21 protein-coding genes are annotated in these 24,481 nt (G+C 51.1%); 2 read left to right on the top strand and 19 right to left on the bottom strand.

The genetic code is table 11. The features are described from left to right. Window positions 1–322 precede the first annotated feature (322 nt). Window positions 323–532: a DUF1858 domain-containing protein gene (locus ACTRC3_RS01215; protein WP_178038371.1), complete on the bottom strand. Its 210-nt coding sequence runs from the start codon at window positions 530–532 to the stop codon at window positions 323–325. Between the two features lie 280 nt (window positions 533–812). Here ACTRC3_RS01215 and ACTRC3_RS01220 point away from each other — a divergent pair, with 280 nt between their 5' ends. Further along, entirely contained in the window at window positions 813–983 is a 171-nt protein-coding gene (locus tag ACTRC3_RS01220) for a DUF362 domain-containing protein (RefSeq protein ID WP_158365078.1), read from the top strand. Window positions 984–1,015: 32 nt separating this feature from the next. On the opposite strand, the gene ACTRC3_RS01225 is transcribed toward ACTRC3_RS01220, so the two are convergent. The 15 genes from ACTRC3_RS01225 to rpsF all read right to left on the bottom strand — a co-directional run bounded on the left by ACTRC3_RS01225 (window position 1,016) and on the right by rpsF (window position 18,567). Beyond that, window positions 1,016–1,609 carry a MerR family transcriptional regulator gene (locus ACTRC3_RS01225; protein ID WP_178038372.1) on the bottom strand — a complete coding sequence of 198 codons (594 nt, stop codon included), beginning with the start codon at window positions 1,607–1,609 and terminating at the stop codon, window positions 1,016–1,018. A 114-nt stretch (window positions 1,610–1,723) separates the two neighbouring features. Further along, window positions 1,724–3,280: an alanine/glycine:cation symporter family protein gene (locus tag ACTRC3_RS01230; protein ID WP_440320954.1), complete on the bottom strand. Its 1,557-nt coding sequence runs from the start codon at window positions 3,278–3,280 to the stop codon at window positions 1,724–1,726. A gap of 378 nt (window positions 3,281–3,658) precedes the next feature. After that, window positions 3,659–5,002 (bottom strand): replicative DNA helicase, encoded by a 1,344-nt coding sequence (gene dnaB / locus ACTRC3_RS01235; protein WP_178038374.1) that lies wholly within the window; start codon window positions 5,000–5,002, stop codon window positions 3,659–3,661. 1 nt (window position 5,003) lies between these two features. Further along, entirely contained in the window at window positions 5,004–5,450 is a 447-nt protein-coding gene (gene rplI, locus ACTRC3_RS01240; protein WP_178038375.1) for a 50S ribosomal protein L9, read from the bottom strand. A 1-nt stretch (window position 5,451) separates the two neighbouring features. Further along, window positions 5,452–7,500, bottom strand: coding sequence for a DHH family phosphoesterase (locus tag ACTRC3_RS01245; protein WP_440320956.1), 2,049 nt, complete (start codon window positions 7,498–7,500; stop codon window positions 5,452–5,454). Between the two features lie 167 nt (window positions 7,501–7,667). Then, entirely contained in the window at window positions 7,668–9,107 is a 1,440-nt protein-coding gene (gene araA, locus ACTRC3_RS01250) for an L-arabinose isomerase (RefSeq protein ID WP_440320958.1), read from the bottom strand. Window positions 9,108–9,174: 67 nt separating this feature from the next. Next, window positions 9,175–10,299, bottom strand: a complete 1,125-nt coding sequence (locus ACTRC3_RS01255) for a GntR family transcriptional regulator (protein WP_440320960.1) — start codon at window positions 10,297–10,299, stop codon at window positions 9,175–9,177. Between the two features lie 42 nt (window positions 10,300–10,341). Beyond that, window positions 10,342–11,313, bottom strand: a complete 972-nt coding sequence (locus ACTRC3_RS01260; protein WP_178038379.1) for an ABC transporter permease — start codon at window positions 11,311–11,313, stop codon at window positions 10,342–10,344. A gap of 10 nt (window positions 11,314–11,323) precedes the next feature. Beyond that, window positions 11,324–12,823, bottom strand: a complete 1,500-nt coding sequence (locus ACTRC3_RS01265) for a sugar ABC transporter ATP-binding protein (protein WP_349165260.1) — start codon at window positions 12,821–12,823, stop codon at window positions 11,324–11,326. An 18-nt stretch (window positions 12,824–12,841) separates the two neighbouring features. Then, the gene (locus ACTRC3_RS01270) at window positions 12,842–13,789 is read right to left on the bottom strand and encodes an ABC transporter permease (protein ID WP_440320962.1); all 948 of its coding nucleotides are present in this window, start codon (window positions 13,787–13,789) and stop codon (window positions 12,842–12,844) included. Window positions 13,790–13,870: 81 nt separating this feature from the next. Then, window positions 13,871–15,064: a substrate-binding domain-containing protein gene (locus ACTRC3_RS01275; RefSeq protein ID WP_178038382.1), complete on the bottom strand. Its 1,194-nt coding sequence runs from the start codon at window positions 15,062–15,064 to the stop codon at window positions 13,871–13,873. Between the two features lie 401 nt (window positions 15,065–15,465). Continuing rightward, window positions 15,466–17,400 (bottom strand): SUV3 family DEAD/DEAH box RNA helicase, encoded by a 1,935-nt coding sequence (locus ACTRC3_RS01280; protein ID WP_440320965.1) that lies wholly within the window; start codon window positions 17,398–17,400, stop codon window positions 15,466–15,468. A 68-nt stretch (window positions 17,401–17,468) separates the two neighbouring features. After that, on the bottom strand, window positions 17,469–17,735 hold the full coding sequence (rpsR, locus tag ACTRC3_RS01285; protein ID WP_158365090.1) for a 30S ribosomal protein S18: 267 nt from the start codon (window positions 17,733–17,735) through the stop codon (window positions 17,469–17,471). A gap of 43 nt (window positions 17,736–17,778) precedes the next feature. Continuing rightward, window positions 17,779–18,240, bottom strand: a complete 462-nt coding sequence (locus tag ACTRC3_RS01290; RefSeq protein ID WP_178038383.1) for a single-stranded DNA-binding protein — start codon at window positions 18,238–18,240, stop codon at window positions 17,779–17,781. A 39-nt stretch (window positions 18,241–18,279) separates the two neighbouring features. After that, window positions 18,280–18,567 carry a 30S ribosomal protein S6 gene (rpsF, locus tag ACTRC3_RS01295; protein ID WP_158365092.1) on the bottom strand — a complete coding sequence of 96 codons (288 nt, stop codon included), beginning with the start codon at window positions 18,565–18,567 and terminating at the stop codon, window positions 18,280–18,282. Window positions 18,568–18,860: 293 nt separating this feature from the next. Here rpsF and ACTRC3_RS01300 point away from each other — a divergent pair, with 293 nt between their 5' ends. Further along, the gene (locus ACTRC3_RS01300; protein ID WP_440320968.1) at window positions 18,861–19,127 is read left to right on the top strand and encodes a hypothetical protein; all 267 of its coding nucleotides are present in this window, start codon (window positions 18,861–18,863) and stop codon (window positions 19,125–19,127) included. A 234-nt stretch (window positions 19,128–19,361) separates the two neighbouring features. Here ACTRC3_RS01300 and ACTRC3_RS01305 read toward each other — a convergent pair whose 3' ends face one another. The 3 genes from ACTRC3_RS01305 to ACTRC3_RS01315 form a co-directional block, all read right to left on the bottom strand. Then, window positions 19,362–20,477 carry an aminopeptidase gene (locus ACTRC3_RS01305; RefSeq protein ID WP_349165256.1) on the bottom strand — a complete coding sequence of 372 codons (1,116 nt, stop codon included), beginning with the start codon at window positions 20,475–20,477 and terminating at the stop codon, window positions 19,362–19,364. A gap of 115 nt (window positions 20,478–20,592) precedes the next feature. After that, window positions 20,593–23,136 carry a hypothetical protein gene (locus ACTRC3_RS01310; RefSeq protein ID WP_440320970.1) on the bottom strand — a complete coding sequence of 848 codons (2,544 nt, stop codon included), beginning with the start codon at window positions 23,134–23,136 and terminating at the stop codon, window positions 20,593–20,595. Further along, a complete protein-coding gene (locus tag ACTRC3_RS01315) occupies window positions 23,133–24,371 on the bottom strand; it encodes a class I SAM-dependent methyltransferase (RefSeq protein WP_440320972.1) in 1,239 nt (412 codons plus the stop codon). Before ACTRC3_RS01315 ends, ACTRC3_RS01310 begins: the two co-directional genes overlap by 4 nt. Window positions 24,372–24,481 lie beyond the last annotated feature (110 nt).

Below are 24,481 nucleotides of genomic sequence, written 5' to 3' on the forward strand. Positions count from 1 at the left end.
TTTTCCTCCTCTTTTTCGAATTTCCGACCGACCAGTCGGTCGGAACCTAGCTTCATTATATGTCTGGCCGGGTTGTCACGTCAAGAAAAACGAAGGTCCGATTTTCTTAAAAATTTGTAAAGTAAATTCCCGGGAAATAGAATCCTGCTACGCAGGATTCTCCGCCTACGGCGGATCGCCTAAGCGACATACTACCTCTCCGCCGCAGTGCGATAATGTTTTTTATGTAATAGGGGATTCCATCGGAATTTCCTATTACATTAAGAAAAGACACTGTAACATCCGCTACAGTGTCTCATATTTCTTATATATCCGCCGACCCTTACGCCTGGCTTGCTTCCAGAAATGCGTTCAGTCTTGCTACCAGTGTATCCGGGTCAATGCCGTGAACCATAGCAGCCTCGCCCAGAGACTCCATCTGGTGTGCCGGACATCCTACGCAGTGCATACCCTCACGCATCAGGATCCCTGCCATGTTCTCGTCTGTCTTCAGTACATCAGCAATCAGCATATCCTTATTTACCTGTGCCATTTGAATTTCCTCCTTATAATACTCAGTATCGTTACCGCCATGCGACGGTATTATTCATGTATAGCGGTACTATTATAATCGAATTCCGAGTATTTTGCAAGGATTTTTTTGTGTAATTTTCGATACAATGCCAAGTTTATAGATTTTTCACTTGTATATTCTACACATTTATTATAAAATACACCTGTACGAGGCTATCGCCTTTTGGCGATACTAACAACATATATCACCTGTGAACGGAGTTTCCGTCCTGCAGGATAATAAAAGGAGGATTTACATCATGGCTTATGTAATTGGTGACGACTGTCAGGATTGTGGCGCATGTGCAGCTGTCTGTCCGGCTGAGGCTATCAGCGAGGGAGACGGAAAGTACGTAATCGATGCAGACGCATGTCTGGATTGCGGTACTTGCGAGGCAGAGTGCCCGCACGGTGCTATCAGCGCAGAGTAATCTGACAAAGAGCAGAAACGAAGGGGACAGACCTACACGGCCTGTCCCTTTTTCTGTCCGAAAAAATTCCATTTTCGCTTTTCTTCTTTTGCAATAGCCGCCTTTTCCTTGCGGCTTTTCTGGGAATTACGGATGGTTTCATCCAGACGGCGGAAGCGCTCGTCCTCACGCTCCTCCTTCATGCGGAGCAGATAATCCATCTCCTTAATCACCTGGCCGCTGACCTGGGTGCTGATTTCACAGCCCATCTTTTCGGTGTGATCCTCCAGCGCTTCCGCAATCAGACGGCTCATAATGCACTGAAACTGCTGCATCCTCTCTTCTCTGGCCGTATCGCCGTCTGCGGATACCGGAATCCCGCTGGCCCGGGCCAGCAGACCCTCCAGCTTCACGTCCCCTTTTTCCAGCTCCGGAAGCAGCTGCTTAATCGCCTTCAGCTGCACCCCGCCATCCTTCAGTCCTTTAATATGCCGGAATAACCGGATATCTTCCTCTGTATAGTAACGGTGGCCCATCTCATTGCGCCCGATGGGAAGCCCCAGTTCCTCTTCCCAATATCGCAGCACATGCGCTTCCACGTCCACCAGCCTGGAAGCGTCGGAAATCATATAGCGTGTCTCGCTCATGGCTCTTCCTCCCCTGTCACTTTGCCGGTTTTCGTTCTATGGAAATGTAATATTTTTCCATATTCAACAGTATAACAGGTTCAGAAGAAATTTCAACCATATTTTGGAAATTTTTTAGCCCTTTACGACAGAATCTGATGCTTCTCCATAGGCCTTCGCCGCAGCATCCGCGTCCTCACGCAGCTCCTCCTTTAACGCCTCCTCCTGCATTTTCTGAATCTCCGGGAACATGGAGAGCATAGGCTCCACATCCTTGCCGTGCAGATTTCGCGCCACATAATTCTTCGTACAGCGCATAACCACCGGCGACAGGGTGATAACGCCTATCAGGTTCGGAAGCATCATCAGGCCGTTAAAGGTATCGGAAATATCCCACGCCAGCTGTGCCTTCATCACAGAGCCCGCCAGAACAACAACTGCAAAGACCATCCGGTAAATCTTTGTCGCGCCGGTACCGAACAGATACTCGCAGGCGGTCGCGCCGTAATGGCTCCAGCCAAGCACTGTGGAGTAGGCAAACAGCAGAATCGCAACGGCCACAAAAGCGGAACCCAGAAAACCGAAATGATTGCCGAAGGCGTAGCTCACCAGGGCGCTGGACTCGATGGCCGCGGCCTCGCCGGTCAGCTGACCTGTGGTCAGATCCAGCGCACCGGAGCTAAGAATCGTCAGCGCCGTCAGCGTACATACAATAATTGTATCCGCGAACACCTCAAAGATGCCCCACATACCCTGGCGCACCGGTTCCTTTACATTGGAGCTGGAATGTACCATAACCGAAGAACCAAGACCTGCCTCGTTGGAAAATACGCCTCGCTTCATACCCATTTTCATGGCTAGGGCGATACCGGAGCCGACGATGCCGCCGCCCACGGATTTCATAGCAAACGCGCCCTTAAAGATTGATACAAACACCGCCGGAATCGTGGAAATGTTCATACCGATGCTCACCAGCGTACCCAGCAGATACAGCAGCACCATGAAGGGAACCACTTTCTCGGTAATTGCCGCGATTCGCTTCAGGCCACCGATTACTACCAGGGATACTGCCACGAAAAGGAAGATGCCGGTGGCCAGCTTTGGGATACCGAAGGCTGTATACACATTGCTGACCATGGAGTTGACCTGGCTCATGTTGCCGATACCGAAAGAAGCCAGCAGGCAAAAGCAGGAGAACAGAACCGCCAGGCCTGCACCCAGTTTCTTACAGCCCTTCCTTTCTCCCAGGCCGTCTTTCAGATAATACATGGCGCCGCCGGCCCATTCATCCTTGCTGTTTTTCCGCCGGTACAGGATACCCAGGACATTCTCGGAGTAGTTGGTCATCATGCCAAAGAACGCGATGAGCCACATCCAAAATACCGCGCCCGGTCCGCCGACTGCGATGGCTCCCGCCACACCGACGATATTGCCGGTACCGACCGTAGCCGCCAGTGCTGTACACAGGGACTGGAACTGGGAGATGCTGCGATCCTCCGTGTGCCTTGTGATATTCCGGTCGCTGAAAATGGATCCGATCGTATTCTTCAGCCAGTGCCCCAGATGGGACAGCTGGAAAAATCCAGTCATACTGGTCATCAGCACTCCCGTAAAGCCCAGCAGAATCAGTGCGGGCCAGCCCCATACCACATTATTGACTGCACTATTTACATTGGTAATCATTTCAATCATAGACTCTTCCTCCTCACGCGCGCTAATTTTCCGAAGTTCCACATACAGGAAAGACTCCTGCTCGGAAGGCCTTTTTATATAACAGGAATTTTTCGTTACATAAAAAACGGAGACAGCCTGTATCCGGCTGTCTCCGTTGACATTCCACTGTTTTACTTCCTACGCGATTTTCTATATCTTATCATAGAGGACGCAGGGGGTTCAAGTTACTTTTTCTGTATCTTTCGTGAATTCATCGTCCAATTTGAAAATATTTTTGTTATAAATTATATTTAAAAAATATTTTTGTTTTTCTGTAAATATGCGTTCGCTCTGTACGGAATCGCAGTCTATTTTTCCTATATTTTAAGCCGGTACAGAATCTCCGGACTTACGCTCCTACATGGGCGGGCCCGGCTTGAAGTTCTTAAACGTAGTGTACTCGGGCATCCACAGCAGGTTAATGGTGCCGATGGGACCGTTTCTCTGCTTGGCCACGATGACCTCAGCCAGGTTCTTCATTTCCGTGTCCTTATTATAGTAGGAATCACGGTACAGGAACATAACCATATCGGCGTCCTGCTCGATGGCTCCCGACTCACGCAGGTCGGAAAGCATGGGCCGATGATCGGGACGCTGTTCCACGGCTCGGCTAAGCTGAGACAGAGCCACCACCGGCACGTTCAGCTCACGGGCCAGGCTCTTTAGTCCTCGGGAAATATCCGAAATCTCCTGCTGTCTGGAATCAGAGGAGCGTCCTCCGCCGGACATGAGCTGCAGGTAGTCGATCATGATAATTCCCAGCTTATTCTCCAGCTTGTACTTGCGGCACTTGCTACGAAGCTCTGCCAGGGTGATACCAGGCGTGTCGTCGATAATCAGATTGGAACGGGCTACGCCCTCGGCGCCTTCTACCAGGCGTTCCCAGTCTGTATCGGACAGATTACCGTTTCGGAGCTTCTGGGCGTCTACACCGGACTCCATGGAAAGAAGTCGGTTTACCAGCTGCTCCTTGGACATCTCCAGGCTGAAGATAGCGACAGTCTCGCCGCTTCGGAAGGCCATATACTGGGCGATATTCAGAACAAACGCCGTCTTTCCCATAGACGGACGGGCCGCGATCAGAATCAGGTCCGAGGGTTGGAAACCGGATGTCTGGTAGTCCAGATCCTTAAATCCGGTGGCGATACCGGTCACATTTCCCTTGGTGCGGGACGCGATCTCGATCTTCTCAATGGCATTCAGCACTACCTGCTTAATGGGCACGAAATCGCCCGCGTTCCGTCGCTGTACCAGGTCAAAGACCTTTTTCTCGGTCTGATCGAGCACATTTTCCAGAGGCTCGGTACCGGCGTAGCACAGGTTGTTGATCTCATCGTTCAGACGGATCAGTTTGCGCAGGGTGGATTTCTCTGCCACGATATTGGCGTAATATTTTACATTAGCCGAAGTGGGAACCCGCTCCAGAATTTCCCGGACGAATTCCATGCTGCTGACCTCCTCCGGCACATCCCGGGCCCGCAGCTCGTTCTGCAGGGTCACCAGATCCACCGGCTCGTCCCGGCTGAACAGATCCACCATAGCGTCAAAGACTACGCCATACTGCCGCTGGTAGAAATCCTCGCCGGCCAGTATCTCTGACGCCACCAGCACAGCCTCCCGATCCATAAGCATGGAACCGATGACCGACTGCTCCGCCTCGATACTGTGGGGCATCACTCGTTTGATGATTGCTTCTTCCATCTTATGCTTCTCTTACATTCACTTTCAGTTCAGAGGTTACCTTCGGGTGCAGCTTAATCGGAACCATGGTAGTCCCCAGCACCTTGATCGGGCTCGGAAGAACCATTTTCTTCTTATCCAGTTCGATGCCAAGCTGCGCCTTTGCCGCTTCCGCGATCTCCTTGGAGGATACGGAACCGAAGATCTTGCCGCCCTCGCCGGTCTTAATCGTTACGTTGACCTCCATCTCCTTCAGGCGCTCACCGAAAGCCTTAGCCTCCTCGTAAATCTCTTTCGCCACCTTCTCGTCATTGGCTTTCTTAAGCTTCAGGTCATTTAAATTCTTCGGAGTCGCCTCCAGTCCCAGCTTCTTCGCCAGAATGAAGTTTCTTGCGTAGCCGTCGTTTACATCTACTAACTGTCCCTTCTTACCCAGGGACTTTACATCTTCAATCAAAATTACTTTCATTTTAAAATTCTCCTTCCTCATGCAGCTTGTCAATGGTGTGCTTCACAATCTCCAGCGCTTCCTCCACGCCACAGTCCAGCTGGGCACCGGCCATATTCAGGTGGCCGCCGCCGCCCATCCGCTCTGCCAGAAGCTGCACATTCACCTCGTCGATAGAACGGGCGCTCACATAAGTCTTATGCTGATAGTCCGTCAGTACAACGGACGCTTTGACGCCATTGATGTCCAGCAGCTCATTGGCTGCCTGGGCGCCCACGATGGTGGGACTTTCCAGATTCTCATTGGGACAGATGGCGATAGCAAAGCCGTGGTACAGCTCCGCATGGCGCACCGCCTCGGCTCTGGCCTTGTATTCGGTCATGTCGTTCCGGAACATCTTGCGGACACGGGTCACATCCGCTCCGCACCGACGCAGAAACGCCGCAGCCTCGAAGGTCCGCACGCCTGTCTTGCTGGTGAAATTATTTGTGTCGATGATGATACCGCCGTAGAGACAGTCCGCCTCTACCGCCTTGATTTTCAATCCTTCGTCAAAATACTGCAGGATCTCCGCTACCATTTCACAAGCGGAAGACGCGTAGGGCTCGATATAGGAAAGCACCGCATTTTCAATCTGCTCGTTGGTCTGACGATGATGATCCAGCACTACGATGGTGGGCGTCCGGGTCAGAAGCTCCGGACACTCGGTATAGCTGGGCCGGTTCGTATCGACTACTACGAGAACCGTATTCCGGTCAATCATTTCGATGGCCTGCTCGCTGCTTAAGAACATATCCGGCTCGTAGACCGGGTTATCCTCGAAGCAGGATTTCATGGGACGGACGGAGGTGGTCACCTCATTCAGCACTACATAAGCCCGCTTTCCCAGCACCTTGGCCGCCCGGTAGATACCAATGGCCGCGCCGAAGGAATCTGCGTCGGTCTGGCGGTGTCCCATAACCATGACCTTATCGCGGCTCTCAATGAACTCACGCAGCGCGTGGGCTTTCACACGGGCCTTCACACGGGTGGTCTTCTCCACCTGCTGGGTCTTGCCGCCGAAATAGGAGATCTTCTCGCCCTCCCGGATAACAACCTGATCGCCGCCGCGGGCCAGCGCCAAATCAATAGCAATCCGTGCAAACTCGTAATTCTCCGCAAAGGTCTTGCCGGCACAGCCGAAGCCCATACTTAAGGTGACAGCCATTTCATTTCCGATATTGACCGTCTTCACATCCTGAAGAAGCTCAAACTTATTTTCCCGCATGACAGGCAGATCCTTCTCCTGAATGGCTACAAAGTACTTATCCTTCTCAATATTCTTTACGATACCGCCGAAGGATGAGATATACTTGTTGATCTTTCGATCTACCAGCGCCACCAGAAGAGACCGGCGGACTTCCTCTACAGTGTCCAGCGCCTCATCGTAATTGTCCAGGTAAATCAATCCGGCCACCAGCCGCTGCTCCTTGATCATACGGATGTACTTGTTCATCTCGGTCTCATCAAAGAGATACACCGCGATCAGGTAGCTGTCATCCTCCTCCACATCCACGAAGGTATTGTCCTCCATGATGTGATCGAGATACACTCTGCGCACGTCCGCACGGTAATCCCGTTCCTCCGCAGAAAACCGCACGGTCCGGGTATCCTCGAAATCATCCTCCGGAAGCAAATCTGTGGTAAACTCCGGAAAGAAGTAGGTGATGGATTTCCGCAGATTCTTTTTTCCCTTCTCACTGGCCGCGAAAAACGCGCTGTTGGCCCACAGCACTTTTCCGTCCTCATCCAACAATGCGTAGGGAATCGCCAGCTCCTTCAAGAGCTTTCTCTGTATCTGCCCGTACTGGGTCGCAAAGGACACCAGCTCCCCGTAGATCTGCGCCCGGTTCTGCACATACAGCACCGTCACAATCACGATATACACCAGCACAAATACGCTCATGACCACACCGGCTTTCACCGATATGGGATACATACAGAGATTCATCACCAGAAGCAGAATGCTCATCAGAATCGGCCACTGCACGTACCGTTTCAGGCGGCCTTTTAAATGAACCTTTCTTTTCATCTCATTTTCCTCTATACTTTTTTATTTTGTCTGCTTTCTAATGTTCCTATTATAGCACATCCGGGCGGTACTTTACAAGGATAGAGCGCAAATCAGAAACGCCGCCGAATCCTCCCGGATCCGGCGGCGTTTCCTGCAATATGGGTTCTAATCGTATTGCCTGTTATTTATTTCATGAAAAATTTCTGAAGCTCTGCTTCTGTGGTGTCTTCACCAATGGTGACAAGCTCGGTGCCGGTCAGGCGGGCGAACATGGCAATGTCGTCTCTGGTCAGCGCGGTGGATACTACGGAGTGGTGAGCGCCGCCTGCGTAGCACCATGCTGCGGTACCGATGGCGAAGTTCGGTTTATGACGGTACATAATTCTGGCTACCGGCAGCTTCGGCATGGGCTTCGGCTGTTTTACAAGCTCGATGTCCGCGCAGATGATGCGGAAGCGGTCGCCCATGTCCACCATGGTTACCTGGATTCCGTCTCCGGTTACACCGTCAAAGATCAGTCTTGCGGGATCCTCTTTTCCGCCGATACCAAGCGGAAGCACGTCGATCTCCGGCTTTGTAGCAGCAAAGGCTACCGGAACCTCCAGCATATGGGAAGCCAGCTCCAGCTCCTGACCCTCGGTCAGGTCATAGGTGTAGTCCTCGATGAAACCGGTTGCTCCCTCGCGTCCCTCTGCCATCTGCATCAGAACTGCGGACAGAGCTGCAATCTTATAATCTCCCTCCGGTCCGAAGCCAACGCCCTTGCCCATCAGGTTCTGTGCCGCGATACCCGGAAGCTGCTTCAGGCCGTGCAGATCCTGGAAGGTGTCCGCAAATGCGCCGATGCCGTTCTCTTTCAGGAACTTCTCGAAGCCAACTTCGTATTTTGCCTGCTCGCGAACAGAATCAATGCGGTCTGTCTTCATGGTATACTTATCCGTATACTCCTTCATCTTCGCGTCGATTTCTTCTTCTGTTACCTCATTGATGATGTCTACCACATCGCCCAGCGCATAGTAGTTGCACTCCCAGCCATATTTGATCTGGCTCTCTACACGATCGCCGTCGGTAACTGCCACATGTCTCATGTTATTTCCGAAGGAAGCTACCTTCAGGGACTTGGAGTAGTTGATAGCCTTTGCTACCTGCGCGAATCTCTTGATCTTCGCTACTACGTCGTCATGCTTATAGTATCCTGCAACCACCTCATGGGGAATACCCATTCTTGCTACGATGAAGCCAAACTCACGGTCGCCGTGTGCTGCCTGGTTCAGGTTCATGAAGTCCATATCGATATCGTCATACGGAAGCTTCTCATTGGCCTGTGTGTGCAGGTGAAGCATGGGCTTTCTAAGCTCCTGCAGTCCCTTGATCCACATCTTGGCCGGGGAGAAGGTGTGCATCCAGGTAATGACGCCGATGCAGTCATCGTCACAGGACGCTTTACGCATATCCTCGATACAAATCTCAGAAGTCTCTACGGTGGGAAGTACTTCCACTGCCGCGATTCCTTCCAGCTTCTCATTCAGGAACTCTGCCATCTCACGAGCGTCTGCCGCTACCTGCTTCAGGCACTCTTCGCCGTACAGATCCTGAGAACCTACTACAAAATACAGTTTTTTCATTTTTGTTACCTCCTGGAATAATTTTCCAAAAATGTTTGCCAACTTTCATCGTTCCGGCAGCCCGGCTCTACGCCTGGCTGCGTATATCCTTGACCGAATTTCCGTCGTTGAACGTGACCGGAAAACGGTGAGAATAATTTTTGTTCTGCCAATCCGGATCCTCCATCATGCGGAGCAGATTCCGGGCTGTGACACGTCCCAGATTGTATTTGGGATGGACGACCGATAACACCTTCACATCCCCGCTCTGGGCCAGCTCCGCGTCATCGAAAGAAATCAGTGACATATCATCCGGCACCTTCAGACCTCTGTCCTCCAGGAATTCCATATAGTGCTCGGCCACCTCATCGTTATAGAGAATCATTGCCGTGCAGTCCTTGGTTCTGCGGTACATCCGCATCAGCCCCTTCTTGCTCAGCTTCTCCTCCATATCCTTGGTGGAATACCAGCGAATCCAATCGTCGTCAAACTTTACGCCATAATCCGACAGGCACTCAATGAAACCCTTATAGCGTTCCATCCCCTGCATATCATCGTATTTGAAAATGCCTCCGATTCTCCGGTGGCCGTTCTGAATCAGAATTTTCGCTGTCTCGTAGCCCGCCCGGGCATCCGACATTTCCACACTGTCAAACTTCTGGTTCGGATAGTGATTATGGATGAACAGAGTCGGTATGTTTCTCTTTCGAATCTCATTGTAGAGACGGATATTCGGGTTGGGGAAGCTGGAACGCGTTCCCTCTATGATGAGCCCGGAAAGATTGCTGGAGAGCAGCCCTTCCAGATACATAGCCTCATCATTCAGACGGTTTTTCGTCACCGCCACATCAATTTCATAACCCTTTTCCGTCATGACGGATTCAATTCCGTCGTATACTCTCGGGAACAGATAATCGGAAAAATAGCTCAGAATCAGTCCAACCCGCGGCTTTCCCTTATCCTCATTTTTATTTTCATAAGATACATAGGTTCCGCTTCCCTTGACGCGGACGATCAAACCGTCCTCCTCAAGCTGATTCAGCGCCGTCCGCACAGTCTGTCTGGAATAACCGAACTTTTTCTGCAGGATATTTTCCGATGGGAATTTATCCTTATTTTTGATTACTCCGCTGGTAATCAGCGTTCTGCACCAGTTATATAATTTCTGATATTTCAGCAGATCCTGGCTGTGCGCGCTTCCTTTTTTTGACATATCTGTCCCCCGCCTTTTGTTTCGTATTTCCGTCGTAATGATTTATTTGATAACCTGCAGAGACTGACGGTCCGCGAATACAGCCACGAATACCAGGAATACAACACCCTGAATCAGCTGCATCATCTGCGTGGAGAAGCCCATCATGGTCAGTCCGCTGTTCAGCACGATGTAAAGCAGAGAACCTACAATAATATTCTCAAATCTTACCTTCGCGCCGCCGGAGATCGGCATGCCGCCCAGTACCAGCGCAATCAGAATCTGTGTCTCCAGCTGATTTCCGCCGGAAGAGGTTACCGAACCTACCTTAATAACGTTAATGAATGCCGCAAAACCTGTGATGGCGCCTGCCAGTACATAAATGAGGAACTTCATTCTGTCGGTACGGATACCGGAGAACATAGCCGCCTTCTCACCTGCTCCGATGGCTTTCAGATAGGTTCCGAATTTGGTGAAACGGAACAGTACAAAGCCGATAACCAGAACCACTACGGTGCAGATAACCTTCAGTGCTGTGCTGTCATAATTGATGAGCAGCGCCGAGCCTGTGACCGGCGCATTGGTGGTCAGATACTTGATAAAGCCTCTGAACAGGAACATGGTACAAATCGTTACGATGAATGATTTAATTTTACGGCATACATAGAAGTATCCGTTGATGGCTCCGATAGCCGCGCCTGCAGCAATACCGCCTACGATAGCCAGCGGAATGCTGATTTTGGAAAGCATACATACTACGATGGATGCGATACCCAGGATAGAACCCTGCGAAAAATCCAGGCCGCCCATGGTCATGATGAAAAATACGCCTGTTGCCGCAATCATTGTAACATATACCTGTGAAAGTACAAGGGACATATTGTTCATCATTCTGAAGTTGGTCAGAACGTTGAATACCAGGAATACTACAACCAGTCCTGCAATCGGCAGAAGGGCGCGGATCATCGACATTTTGGATAATTTTTTGAGCTGCTGCTCTTTCTGTTCTGTGTTTGTCTTTACTTGATTCTCCATAACTGCCTCCTTATACCATCATCGTAATCAGGCTGTTCTCATCCAGCTGCTTGCTTCTCTCCAGTTCGCCGCTGATCTTGCCGTCTTTCATGATTACGATACGGTCACACATACCAATCAGCTCCATCAGCTCCTCGGAAATCATAATAATGGATTTTCCGTTCTTTCTCATCTGATTCATCAGCTGATAGATATCCTGTTTTACCTTAATATCAATGCCTCGTGTGGGGCTGTCCAGCACGACGATGTCGGAATCCTTTCCAATCCATCTGGCCAGTACAACCTTCTGCTTATTACCGCCGGACAGATCGGATACAAACTGGTCCACATTGACCATCTTGACGGACATCTGCTTCGCGAACTTGTTGGAGAACTCCTTCAGTTTCTTATCGCTGAGCATGTGGGTTTTACCAGCCAGCTCATCCAGCGAGGGCAGACAGATGTTGTCACCGATGCTCTGATTCAGGACTACGGACTCATTGTCACGATCCTTGGAAGTATACGCGATACTGTGTTTAATTGCAGTCGGGATATCGTTGATCTCGGTTCCGTCCGCCAGAACTACCTTACCCGTTCTGTCATAGGAAGCGCCGAAGATGGCTTTTCCAATCTCATGCATACCAGACTCGGACAGTCCGCCGAAGCCCAGGATTTCACCCTTATGCAGGTCGAAGGATACATCCTCAATGAGTCCCGGAACCGTCACATCTTTTACGGAAAGAACTACTTCGTCGGATACCTTCTCGCCGTAGTCCGCACGGTAGTAATCTCCGGTTACCTCACGGCCTACCATCAGGCGCTTCAGGTCGTCCTCGGTCACATCCGCACTCTTTACGGTGTCAATGTATACACCGTCACGCAGGATGGTGATGGTATCGGATTTATCCAGAATCTCCGGAAGGTCATGGGAAATGAAGATAACGGTATTGCCGCTCTCACGGATACGGTTCATGTGCTTATACAGCTCCTCACGTCCTTCCTGGGAAAGAGCTGTGGTGGTTTCGTCGATGACTACGATCTTGGGATCAAAATAGGTTGCCTTTACAATCTCAACCAGCTTTCTGTCCTCGAAATTGTAATTATCAATGATATCAGAGGCCTTAATTCTGTCGAAACCGTATTTATGAAGAAGTTCGGTGGCCTCTTTGTTCATGGCATTTGTATTCTTGATTCCGAAGTGTACGAAACGGTCCTCATGGCCCAGGAAAATATTTTCCGCTACGGTCAGGCCGGACAGAGTTCCCAGCTCCTGTACGATGATGGATACGCCCTCTTCATTGGCTTCCACCTGGTTCTTCGGATGAATTTCTTTTCCATCCAGTACGAAGGTACCGCTGTCGATGCTGTAGATGCCGGTCAGCATGTTGGTCAGTGTGGATTTACCGGATCCGTTCTCACCAATCAGCGCATGAACCTCGCCTTTATTTACATTAAATGATACATTCTGTACCGCCTTCGTAATACCGAAGGACTTGCAAAGATTTTTAACCTGTAATCTTACTTCACTCATTGCATTCTCCTCCTTGGATTACTTCACGATTTCGCCCTTGGTTACCTTGGTAGTCAGGGTGATGATAATCAGCAGTGCCAGACCGGTGATAACGTCCTGGATAGCAGTCGGTGCGCCCAGAGCGATAAAACCGAAGAAAATAATATTGATGACAAACTCACCAATGACAATGGCCTGCAGCGGCATACCGTATTTCTTAAACGCCAGACCGAAGAAGCAGCCCATGGTCGGTACGAAGTTACGGCTCATGGAAGCCATACCGGTAACGGCCACCATGGAAGAGCCATAGCTGATGGTCAGGATTGCCATGACGCCCAGGAACGCACCGCTCAGGATGAATGCCAGGACTTTGTATTTATTTACATCGATACCCATGTTCTTGGCAACGAACTCGTTGCTTCCGATGGCGTATGTATATGTTCCGATTTTGGTGTAGTTCAGGAAGATGTAAGCTGCCACACAGGCCAGAACTGCCAGGATGATGTCGCCCGGCATCTGTCCGAACATTCGAAGATTTGCCGGAAGGGTCTGCTCCACGCCGCCTGCGATATAGTTGGCGATGGACTCGTAAATCAGAGCCAGACCGGTGGTAACAATCATGGACGGGATACGGAGCTTTACATAGAAGATACCGTTCAGCACGCCTACGATAGCGCCGCAGATAATGCAGCCTGCAATCAGGCCCACATAACCCAGATTAAACTTTGTCGCGAATACGCATCCCACGATAGCGGAAAGCATGATGTTCGCTCCGATGGAGAAATCGAACATTCCCATTACCATTACGAAATAGAATCCAACCGCGCCCACGGTCGCAATCAGGCTGGCCTGGAAATAGTTCAGCATGTTGGCTGCGGAACCGAAGTTATGCGGTGACAGTACTTTAAAGATACCCCAGGAAAGTACGACCAGACCCAACAGAATCAGATAACCCTTTGTACTTCCCGACAGCTTTTTAGAACCCATACTCTTTACCTCATTTTTTTGATAATAGGAGCCGGTATCGCCGCGCGACACCGGCTCCTACAAACTCTAAGCCCTTAGAATTTATTTGCCTGCACGTGCTGCTGCATCCTCGATAGATACCTTAGCAGCTGCTTCCTTCAGTCCTGCCAGATCCAGCTCAGACATAGCTACAAGCTCTTCGTCTGTGTACGGAAGCTGGTCTACGAAGTACTGCTCGTATGCCTTGTAGTCATCTGCAGATGATACATACAGGTACGGGAACGGAACGTCCTCAAACTTGCCTGCGAAATCTGTGTAGTTACCCTTGATTGCGTTGTAAACCATCATAAACGCGATAAGCGGGTCGCAGTAATGTCCGCCGGACTCACCAGCCATGGAACCGTTCTCAAGTCTCTCTCCCAGGTCCGGAAGGAAGTCTGTGGATACGATGTCGATGTCCTGAGTCTTGCCTGCACGCTCTACAGCTGCGATTGCGCCCTGAAGCGGGTCTCCGCCGCCGCCTGCCGGAATCAGTGCATCCAGGTTCGGGTCTGCTGCCATCAGAGCCTCTGCTGCCTTGGAACCGCCCTCAGAGGTTGTTCCTGCGTACTGCGGCTCAGACAGGGTAGCCTTGTCATCCGGGTTCGCCTCGTTCCATTTCTCAACGCCTGCTTTGTAGCCTTCCCATCTTCCAAGCCAGGTTGCGTCACCCTGCTCCCAGCCAATCAGACCGATGTTTCTGTCGCCCTTCTCAAGAAGGATATTTACCAGTGCCTCGCCGTTGGCCGGCTCATCCTCGTGAACTGCGCCAATGTAGTAAGCGGAATCGGTAGCCATCTGATAGATGTCTGCGCTGTTGTCCTTGCTGATTACACGGAAGAACTGTGCCAGATATACTTTGTTATCGTTACATGTCTTGATTGCGGATGTCATCTCTGTATCGGAAGAGTTGCAGATGATGATACCCTGGCAGCCTGCTGCTACCAGCTGCTCTACAGAAGCGGTAACCTTCTCGGATACGTGTCCTTGGTCAACATACTGTACCTGAACGCCCAGAGCCTTTGCTGCCTCGTCCAGAATCAGTTTACACTGAGAACCGAGTACGTCGGTAGAGGACCAGATGGAAACGCCGATCTTGATGTCCTTGTTGTCTGTTGCCGCTGCCGGAGTCTCAGTTGCTGCTGAGCTGGAGCTGTCTGCTGTTGTAGTGTCCTTGGAACCGCCGCAGGCTGTCATTCCCAGAACCATGGTTGCTGCCAGTGCTGTGGCAGTCACTTTTTTGAAAAGTTTGTTCATGTCTTTTCCTCCCTGTTTTGTTTTTTCCTTTTGGGTTATGTCCGTAACCTCGTTGATGACTTTATTATATGCAGGCTGTCAAAAACTTGCAATAGAATACAGCAAAATAAATCTTCTAAGTTGTATTATTTTAATCGTTTTGTCTTGTTATTTTTTAACATTCATCCGTAACATATGGTTATATTAGCCAATTTATCTCGCCCTTTTCCCTGCTTTTTCTCGTCATTTTGTGACTTTTTACCATTTCCTATCTATGTTTGTTGCATTTTTAACGCTATTTATAGTACAACTTTATCTATACTATAACCTGTATTAAATTTATCTCTTCTTGTCTTTTTCTAAATACAATCTGTAATTTTTTTGCCTTTCTGCCCAATTTACAGTACAAAAAAGGAAGCGCCTCAGCGCTTCCCAAAGCAGTCGTCGCACACCTGGAACGGGGAACCCAGGGGCAGGAGCCTGCCGCAGTATTTGCAGCGTGCGATATAATTCTGTTTTCCACGGGTCAGGTAGTTCATGATCCGCATCTCGGTCTTTTCCCGCTGTTCGGCCAACCATTCCTCATCCAGCTCCTTCTGCATACGGTGAGAAAACTGATAATACAGGTCCAGCTGCTTGTAATAGGTCTCGTACTGAGCGATGCCGCCCTTACGATCCCGGTAGAAAGTCGGCTTCTCCAGGGATACATCCGCCGTGTAGCTTCTGCAGTAATCCAGCCACAGCATGACCACCCGGCGGTCCTTGATGTCGATGGGACAGGTGATCATTTTGTATACTAGGTGCTTGTTCTCGAAGCCGTCAATCTGGTTTTTGTACCGCCTGGCCTGCTCGTAGAGATACAGAGCCTCGTCGATATTCTCTTTGACAAAGGGCTCCGACGGAGTGACGGAGTACCAGATCTTCATCAGTTCGTCCAGGGGCGCGTCGATGTCCAGCAGCACCTGGGGGAAACCTAAGTTCACCTGGGTCAGTGGTTCCTCATCCGCCCGGTACAGAGTACGGATGTATTCCAGCTCCCGCTCGCCCAGGGCGCTCACATAGCCTTTGTCGTAGATACCAAAACGACCCGCCCGGCCCGCGATCTGCTTGACCTCCGGAATCTTCAAAGGACGGCGGCTGACGCCGTCGAACTTATCCGTCTGCATGAAGACGATTCGGCGTACCGGCAGGTTCAGACCCATGCCGATGGCGTCCGTGGCTACGGCCACCTTTGTTTTTCCCTTATTGAACATCCGGGTCTGACGGCGACGAATCTCTGGGGGCAGGCTGCCATAGATAACGCTGGACGCGATACCCGCTTCCTCCAACCGTCCGGCCACATCCAGAACTGATTTCTTGGAAAACGCAATCAGGGCGTCCCCCTCCTGCACATCCTCCGGAAAGGCAAAGGGCCTGTCCTCGCAAACCAGCTCGGTTTTGCGCTCATATCTTCGCACCTCAAAGGTATCGTCGCAGAGCTGAATCAGATGACAGACTACCTGCTCCGCAGCCGGGCTCATACAGATATGAATCTCCTCTGCCCGTAACCCTAAGATCGCTTTCGTCCAGGAATGCCCCCGGTCCGTATCTGCCACCAGCTGCGCTTCGTCAATGACTGCAATGTCATAGTTTTCATCAAAATCAGCCATTTCGATGGTAGAAGCCGTCACTCTGCTGTTTTCTTCCTCGATGCACTCCTGCCCAGTCCGCATGGTGCAGGGCACTCCGGCGCCGTGCATCTGCTCGTACACCTCCAGGGCCAGCAGACGAAGGGGTCCCAGATAGGCTCCGTTTTTCGCCTGTCTCAGCCGCTCCAGCGCCTGAAAGGTTTTGCCACTGTTAGTTGGGCCGATATGCAAAATAAAATGTCGCGCCAGCTCCCGCACCTCCGCGAACTCCATCTCCGGTCTGGCCGGAACCAGCTCCAGGATTTTATTTTTCACCTTATACTGACGGAATTTCGGGTACAGGGTGAACATAGGCTCCTGGCAGATGGCGCAGGGCATGGTACGGCGTACCCAGGCCAGGAATTCGCCGTTCAGGCCTTCTTTCTGCTCGGTCAATAGCATACCCAAGTCCAGTTCCATCAGCCTCGGCAGCATTTCCTGATTCAGCGTCTCGATGAGCTCCTCTTTATTTCTGCGGTAGGCGTAGGATGCCGTATTCTTCAGCTGACGGTGTAGCTCCTCCAAGGTACGGATGTTGATCTGACCCGGGCGGGCGCTTCGGAGTGTCTTCTGAATCTTGGCGGTGCGCGCCTGCATACTCGCTTCTTTTACCGGCTTCTTGGGCTTTTTGCGACCTGCCCGCTCGTACTGTTCTATATAAAACTGATTCAGTTTTTTCTTTTGAATCATGTAGTTTCCTCTTTCATAGCAAAACCCCGCAGCCAATTTGACTGCGGGGTCTGATTCCCGTAAACGGATTAGTCCATTACATACGGCATCAGGGAAATGTGACGTGCTCTCTTGATAGCTACAGTCAGAGCTCTCTGGTGCTTTGCACAGTTTCCTGTGATTCTTCTGGGAAGGATTTTTCCTCTCTCAGATACGTATCTCTTTAATTTCGCTACATCCTTGTAGTTAATCTCGTTATTCTCTTTGCCGCAGAATACGCAGACTTTCTTTCTTCTACGTCCCATGCCTCTACGTCTCATGGGAGCGTCGCCTCTATCGGATTTTGTGTAAGCCATGGCTTTTACCTCCTATTATACTCTTATCTCTGTTCCACGATTGTTAGTTAAACGGTAATTCTTCGTCGATGCCATCCGGGATGTTCATGAATCCATCTCCCGCTGCTGCGGAAGGAGCCGGTGCAGACTGGAACGGATTGGAATGATTCTGGGGCTGGAAGCCGCCTGCGTGCTCGCCTGCTGCTGCCTTGCTCTCCGCGAATTCCTGTTCCTCTACAACCACGTCTGTGGTGTAGACCTTCTGTCCGTCACGATTCGTGTAGCTGCCGGTCTGGATACGTCCGGTAATCGCAATTTTCGTGCCCTGACGCAGATACTTCTCAGCAAACTCAGCCTGACGTCCGAATGCCACACAGCCGATGAAATCAGCGGTTGCCTCTCCGTCTCTCCTGAATCTTCTGTCTACTGCCAGTGTATATCTCGCAAATGCGCTCGCATTCTCACCCTGTGAGTAGCGAACATCCGGGTCACGGGTTAAACGTCCCATTAAAATTACTTTATTCATACCAACAATCCTCCACTTTTTCGGTTAAAAACCTTGTCTCTATGCGTCTTTGCGAACACACAGATAGCGGATGACATTCTCCATGATACGAACGTGCTTCTCCACCTCTGCCGGGCAGGTTGCGTCAGCGTCAAACTGGATGAAGTAGTAGTACGCTTCTCTCATGTGCTGGATATCGTAAGCAAGACGCTTCTTGCCCCAATCTTCCACCTCTGTCACTACACCGCCGTAACGAGCGATATACTCTTTCGCTTTCTCTACGGTAGCGGTTCTGACGTCATCCTCTGCCTTTGCATTCACAACTAATGCTAATTCATACTTGTTCATGCTTTTCCTCCTTTTGGTCTCTGGCTTCCTCACTATGGGGGAAACAAGGAATTTTAATAATATATCACGAGGTAATACTATAACATAGATTTTCCCTGAAAGCAAGGACTTTTTCGGAGTTTCTGCGAGTTTTTTGCGGATTTTTCAGCATGTTTTTAATATGCGGGCATTTGTCTTTTATATACATTCTTTCTTTACAAACGGAAAGGCTACCTTTATACTCTAAGTATTGTTTTATCGCTTTGATATCTATTTTCTTTATTATAGAAATAATTTTAAAACGGGAGGTTTTTATGCGAATCTGGGCCAGAGAGTTTAAGAGTAATCATATGTTAAAAGATACTGTGATTGAGGATTTTTCGAATGAGACACGGACGCATAAGATTTTTCATGCGCTGGATGAGATCTGTCATCAGTTTGATTTGAGCAAGCCGATTTGGCTGGAGTCGTGCATCGCGGATTTTAAACGGACGGCGAAGGTACGGTTTTATCAGGATAGTTTTATTGATCAGATTGAGTTTGATTATCTGGAGGTGCAGGTGATCGAGGAGGATTATTAAGACGGACGCCACAGGAGAAACAGCCTCCCTGCCGTGATACGCCTGCGTTCCCTATAGCCTGCACCCGGCTTATCCGCATCCGACCGCCAAGCTCGGCCCTACAGGCCTCAGACAATGGCTCCTTTGGATGCTGCCAGGGTGCAAGCCCATGGACGGGAACTCCGGCTACCATCACAACGGGGAGGCTGTTCTCCTATGGCTGTTTTTCTAAAATAGCACTACGCATAATTTATCTTAAATCAGCTTCTCCGGGTTCAGGCACTGGAGCTCCGGGATTACGAAGCGGCCGTTTTTCCGGATCAGACGATCGTCGAACCAGATTTCGCCGCCCCCGAATTCTTCCCGCTGAATCAGCACCAGATCCCAGTGGATGGCGCTGGCGTTGCCGTTGGGGGCTTCGTCGTAGCAGTTGCCCGGGGTCAGGTGGATGGATCCCATGATTTTCTCGTCGAAGAGGATATCCTTCATGGGCGTGAGGATATAGGGATTTACGCCGATGGCAAACTCGCCCACATAGCGGGCTCCCTCGTCGGTGTCCAGAATCTGGTTCAGACGCTCCGTATTGTTCGCTGCAGCCTTCACGATTTTACCATCTTTAAATTCCAGGCGGATATTTTCAAAGGTGGTGCCCTGGCAAATGGATGGTGTATTATAGGTGATCACACCATTAATGGAATCGCGCACCGGCGCGGTGTAAACCTCGCCGTCCGGGATGTTCATCTGTCCGTCGCAGGCGATGGCCGGAATATCCTTGATGGAGAAGGTCAGGTCGGTATCCTTCGCTGTCAGACGCACCTTGTCGGTGCGGTTCATCAGATCTATCAGGGGTTTCATGGCCTCACTCATTTTTGAATAATCCAGGTTGCAGACATCGAAATAGAAGTCCTCGAAGGCTTCCGTGCTGGTGCCGGAGAGCTGGGCCATGGACTCGTTCGGATAGCGCAGAACTACCCACCGGGTCTTCGGCACCCGGATATTGTGATGAACCGGCGTGGCGTACAGAGTCTCATAAAGATGCATTTTCTCGGAAGGGACGTCGGAATATTCCGATACATTGTCGCCGCCGCGCACGCCGATGTAGCAGTCCATCTTCGACATTTCTGCCGCGTCGATTTCAGCCATCAGGCGAAGCTGTTCTTCCGTGCATCCCAGAAGCATTTCCCGCTGAACCTTCGGGTTCGTGTAGTGAGGGTAGGGCTGTCCGCCTACAGCGTACACTTCTTTGATAATCTGCCGCGCCAGATCTTCCGTGGACGGGCCGGTGTAGTGGACGTATACCTTATCGCCCGGTTTTACTTTACAGGAATAATTTACCAGATTTTTTGCTAAGGTTCGGATTCTCTTGTCCATATTTATTTTCCTCCTGATATCTTAAAGCTTCAAAAGTCTTGTATTTGCAACGGGAGCCCGCTGTCTGCGCACTCCCGTCTGTCTCGCTTTTACTGTCTGCTCTACGCAGCATTTTTTAATTTTCCGTCTCCGGCAGACACACCAGGAACAGATTACCCAAATCAGCGAACTGCTGGGTACTGTCGTTCATGCCGCGCTTGCTGCTTTCACCGGTCAGCGGGTCGGTGACGATGATATTCTGCGGGTCATAGCCGGTAATCAGCTCTGCATTGCTTCCGCCCTCCAGCGCCAGTACCGGATAGCCCTGGCTCACATAATAGAGTACCATGCTCACGGAGCAGCCGGACAGGTCCAGCACCCGGCCTGCGGTCTGTTCCAACAAAATCTCGTAGGGCGTATAGCCCTGGGCCAAATAGGTGTCCACGTCACCGTAAGTCTTCCGGGTTCCCAGCATGATTTCCAGCGCTGCCTGCAGGGACGATTCTCCGTCCTTTTGCTGCGGATTGTTCATGGTTCCCAGATCGGTCCGGGTCTTGCGGCCACCGCGAGTCCACAGGATGTTCTGCTGCGCGTCCACCACGATGCCCATGGCTTCATTGGCGGTCTGAACGGCTACATTGGCTCCTGTGAACGCGCCTCCGAAGGTGCCGTCAAAATTGTATACATAGTAGCGGTTGTCCGCCGCCCCATTTTCCAGGGTCAAGGTTCTGCTGCCCTCGAATACAACCTGCTTCGGCGTCAGGGTACGGAGCTTGCCGCTGCCTCTGGTGCCTGACAGGGCGAAATAGTATTCCTGCTGCTTAGGCGCGCCAGATTTCGTCTCTAAGGCTATCTTTTCCACAATCTCTGTGGTTTTATTCGTAATGGGTTCCGGAGCCGCCGCCGTGTAGCTGCCGTCCGCGCTTTTCTGCACGCAGTTCAGGGAAATGCGGTTGCTCTCAATGGAGATATCTGTCACATATTTGCCCTGGGATTCATAGTCAAATTCACGAACCACCTGCCCCTGTTCATCTTCAATGACAATGCGGCCCATGGGGAACAGCTCATTGCCGGTCAGGCCCTTCTGCACGTCGCTCTGGCGGGCCTCACCGTAGATAAAGTCAGTGCCCATAAAGCCCAGCGCCCGGATATAGTATCCGTCATCCGCCTGCACTTCCCGGCTCTTACCGGTGTTCAGATTCAGCACAGCCACATTTCGGGACGCGTACAGGGAATTTTCCTTGTGCCATGCCGCCAGATGACCGTCCTCGGACACCATACCACTGCCGGAAGCGATGCCGCCGGCCACCGTCTCGCACTCCATAGTGTTCAGATCGACGCAATTCACCGCGTCGTTCAGGAAAATGTAAAATTGTCCGTTGTTGTTTACATAAGCCATGCTGCCAAGCTCCGACTGTAATATTGCGAAGGATTCCCGGCTCTCGATGAAGGCCCGCTCCTCCACGGAATTGGTCAGCGCGTCGTAGCTGTACAGGGCCACGCCGGCCTCACCCTCGTGGGTGCCCCGGTTCATGTAGCCATATACCAGAAAATCCATGCTGCCGGTCTCATCCACCTTCAGAATCCGGATAGCGTGCTCGTCGTAAGCGCCCCGCAGGTCGTCGCCTTTCCGGAAGCCGAAGACCTTCGACAGCTTATTCTGGGCCACGTCATAGCACCAAAGCTCGCCGTTCTGGACGAAGCCCACAATATTTTCCTCGTCATTTTTCCGGTACTCGACTTCGGTATTCAGGATACCCAGCTCCACACCCTTTTTCGTGAAAATGTCAAGGCCGGGATCGAAAACGCGATCGACCTTCCGATCATAATTCAGCAGATACATTCTCTGCTGGGTGTAGCGCACCCGGTAGGACTCTGTTACTTCATAGTTTTCCGTCTCCTCCGCGTCGTTTACATAAGATATCTCATATTCCAGGCGTACGGAAGCCACCGAGCTGTCCAGCTCTGTCAGATAGGTGCGGACATTTGCCATATCCGGCTCCTGCACATCCATATCGCCCCAGATCAGCTGCTTATATTTGGAGTGAATTGACACATGGTCCAGGGATTTATTGCTGATGCTGTCGTCCGATTCCAGATACTGGGCGATGCTGACCGTATTATTTTTGTCGAAAAGGGCACTGTGAATCTCGTCTACGAAAGCCAGGCACTCGTCCAGGTGATTGTCGGTCAGTTTCTTTACATGTGTGTAATAATAAGCCTCCTGGTTCTTTTCCAATCCCAGGCGAATAACCAGCAGATACTCCCCGTTATCGTCCAGCAGATCCTTCAGCTTCAGATCCACCGTTAAGGTCCGGCCCGAGCGGCTGTAATCTTTGATCTCGCCATCTTCTATCAGGCGGCTGGTGTCGACACTTCGTACCTCGTAATAGACGTTCTGTACCTTTGCGTCCGGATACTCCACCCGGAAGCTGACGGTCCGATCACTCGGCAGCGGATAAACCGCATCGCGGATGGTGGCGGCGTCCATGCTTTTCGTGTAGCCGTGGAGCAGGTTCAGGTTCCGGCCCTGGCGTTCCATGTAGATCAGCGGCAGGGTGGCTCCGGTCATCTCCGCGGTAGAATCTGTATTACCTGCCATCAGGAAATAGCTCATACCGGCCACGCCCAGAAGGAAAGCCGCCGCAATGGTCGCAATTCTTATGACTAACTTTTTCACCGGCTCTCTCCTTTCACGTTTTCGGTATTTTTCCGTCTGGAGCGGTAGCTTTCCGCCGGGGATGTTCCCGCGTTCAGAAGCTTCTCCAGCGTCAGATCGGCGTGCAGCGCTTCTGTACAGGCATCAAAGGACGCTGCAGACGCCGTGTCCGCTTTTTTCTCATTTTTCCTCCTGACTGCGCGGATCAGGATATTCTTCGGCGTATGCTCCATATCGATGAATTCCAGGATCTGTGTCTCATAACCCTGCTGCTCCAGGAGCTCCGCCCGGAGACCATCGGTCATCAGAGCTGCCATCCGCTCTTTCAAGAGACCGTATTTCAAAATCGGGGCCAGAGTTTCATTTTCCAGCTGCTTATTCAGCTCATGCTGACAACAGGGAACGGAAAGGATGACGCTGGCGCCCCATTTCACTGCTTTGTACAGGGCATAATCGGTGGCTGTGTCGCAGGCGTGCAGGGTCACGACCATATCTACCCGGGAACAGCCCTCGTATCCGGCGATGTCGCCCTGCAGGAAGGTTAGTTTATCATAACCATATTTACGGCTGAGCTCGCTGCATTTGCGGATGACGTCCTCTTTCAAATCCAGGCCGATAATCCGCACATCCAGGCCCTGACATTCCCGCAGATAATAGTAAATAGCAAAGGTCAGATAGGATTTGCCGCAGCCGAAATCCAGAATGGTCAGCTCCCGATTCTTCGGAAGCGCCGGGAGAATGTCTTCGACAAATTCCAGGAACCGGTTGATCTGGCGGAATTTGTCGTAGCGGGCGTGGACGATCCTTCCCTCGGATGTCATGACGCCCAGATCCACCAGGAAGGGAACCGGACGGCCCTCCTCCAGCAGATAACGCTTTTTCTTATTATGGGCCAGGGACGTCGGTTTTACACCTGCGTTCCCCGCTTTTCCCGGCTGACGCTTTTCTTTTACGGTCACTTTACCCTTCTTGCTCACCAGGGCTGTCACCTGGCCTGCGTCGGCCTGCAGCTGAAGCTGACAGAAGACGTCAGTCAGCAGTTCGACGATTCGCTCCACCGCCTCTTCCCGCGGCAGATTTTCGTGAAAGGCCTTCGGTCCGCGGAAGATCTCAAGCTGAAATTTCAGTTCGTCCCGCAGCAGCACCGGACGAATCCGGGCTTTCAGCTCTTCCCGGCCCTTTCTGGGGGCGCTTAAGGTGATGAGTTCCAGATTTTCATTTAAATATTTTTCCAATAATGCTTTTAATTCTTCCATATGTTATACTTATTCTATCCATTCATTTTTCAGGCTTCCATATCCTTCGGATATGCCGCTCCGCTTTGGATGCCATCCGGCAGGATATAATTCTCACGACATTATATCAT

This window comes from Laedolimicola sp. (genome assembly GCF_051972735.1).
GTDB classification, from domain to species: domain Bacteria; phylum Bacillota; class Clostridia; order Lachnospirales; family Lachnospiraceae; genus Laedolimicola; species Laedolimicola intestinihominis.

Excerpts from the sequence above, each read along its gene's own strand:
- ACTRC3_RS01230 (WP_440320954.1), bottom strand. The coding sequence starts at position 3,280 with ATGATTGAAATGATTACCAATGTAAATAGTGCAGTCAATAATGTGGTA.
- ACTRC3_RS01270 (WP_440320962.1), bottom strand. The coding sequence starts at position 13,789 with ATGGGTTCTAAAAAGCTGTCGGGAAGTACAAAGGGTTATCTGATTCTG.
- rpsR (WP_158365090.1), bottom strand. The coding sequence starts at position 17,735 with ATGGCTTACACAAAATCCGATAGAGGCGACGCTCCCATGAGACGTAGA.
- dnaB (WP_178038374.1), bottom strand. The coding sequence starts at position 5,002 with ATGGAAGAAGCAATCATCAAACGAGTGATGCCCCACAGTATCGAGGCG.
- ACTRC3_RS01260 (WP_178038379.1), bottom strand. The coding sequence starts at position 11,313 with ATGGAGAATCAAGTAAAGACAAACACAGAACAGAAAGAGCAGCAGCTC.
- ACTRC3_RS01265 (WP_349165260.1), bottom strand. The coding sequence starts at position 12,823 with ATGAGTGAAGTAAGATTACAGGTTAAAAATCTTTGCAAGTCCTTCGGT.
- ACTRC3_RS01300 (WP_440320968.1), top strand. The coding sequence starts at position 18,861 with ATGCGAATCTGGGCCAGAGAGTTTAAGAGTAATCATATGTTAAAAGAT.
- ACTRC3_RS01315 (WP_440320972.1), bottom strand. The coding sequence starts at position 24,371 with ATGGAAGAATTAAAAGCATTATTGGAAAAATATTTAAATGAAAATCTG.
- ACTRC3_RS01280 (WP_440320965.1), bottom strand. The coding sequence starts at position 17,400 with ATGATTCAAAAGAAAAAACTGAATCAGTTTTATATAGAACAGTACGAG.
- ACTRC3_RS01290 (WP_178038383.1), bottom strand. The coding sequence starts at position 18,240 with ATGAATAAAGTAATTTTAATGGGACGTTTAACCCGTGACCCGGATGTT.
- ACTRC3_RS01220 (WP_158365078.1), top strand. The coding sequence starts at position 813 with ATGGCTTATGTAATTGGTGACGACTGTCAGGATTGTGGCGCATGTGCA.
- rplI (WP_178038375.1), bottom strand. The coding sequence starts at position 5,450 with ATGAAAGTAATTTTGATTGAAGATGTAAAGTCCCTGGGTAAGAAGGGA.
- araA (WP_440320958.1), bottom strand. The coding sequence starts at position 9,107 with ATGAAAAAACTGTATTTTGTAGTAGGTTCTCAGGATCTGTACGGCGAA.
- ACTRC3_RS01275 (WP_178038382.1), bottom strand. The coding sequence starts at position 15,064 with ATGAACAAACTTTTCAAAAAAGTGACTGCCACAGCACTGGCAGCAACC.
- ACTRC3_RS01245 (WP_440320956.1), bottom strand. The coding sequence starts at position 7,500 with ATGAAAAGAAAGGTTCATTTAAAAGGCCGCCTGAAACGGTACGTGCAG.
- ACTRC3_RS01255 (WP_440320960.1), bottom strand. The coding sequence starts at position 10,299 with ATGTCAAAAAAAGGAAGCGCGCACAGCCAGGATCTGCTGAAATATCAG.
- rpsF (WP_158365092.1), bottom strand. The coding sequence starts at position 18,567 with ATGAACAAGTATGAATTAGCATTAGTTGTGAATGCAAAGGCAGAGGAT.
- ACTRC3_RS01305 (WP_349165256.1), bottom strand. The coding sequence starts at position 20,477 with ATGGACAAGAGAATCCGAACCTTAGCAAAAAATCTGGTAAATTATTCC.
- ACTRC3_RS01215 (WP_178038371.1), bottom strand. The coding sequence starts at position 532 with ATGGCACAGGTAAATAAGGATATGCTGATTGCTGATGTACTGAAGACA.
- ACTRC3_RS01225 (WP_178038372.1), bottom strand. The coding sequence starts at position 1,609 with ATGAGCGAGACACGCTATATGATTTCCGACGCTTCCAGGCTGGTGGAC.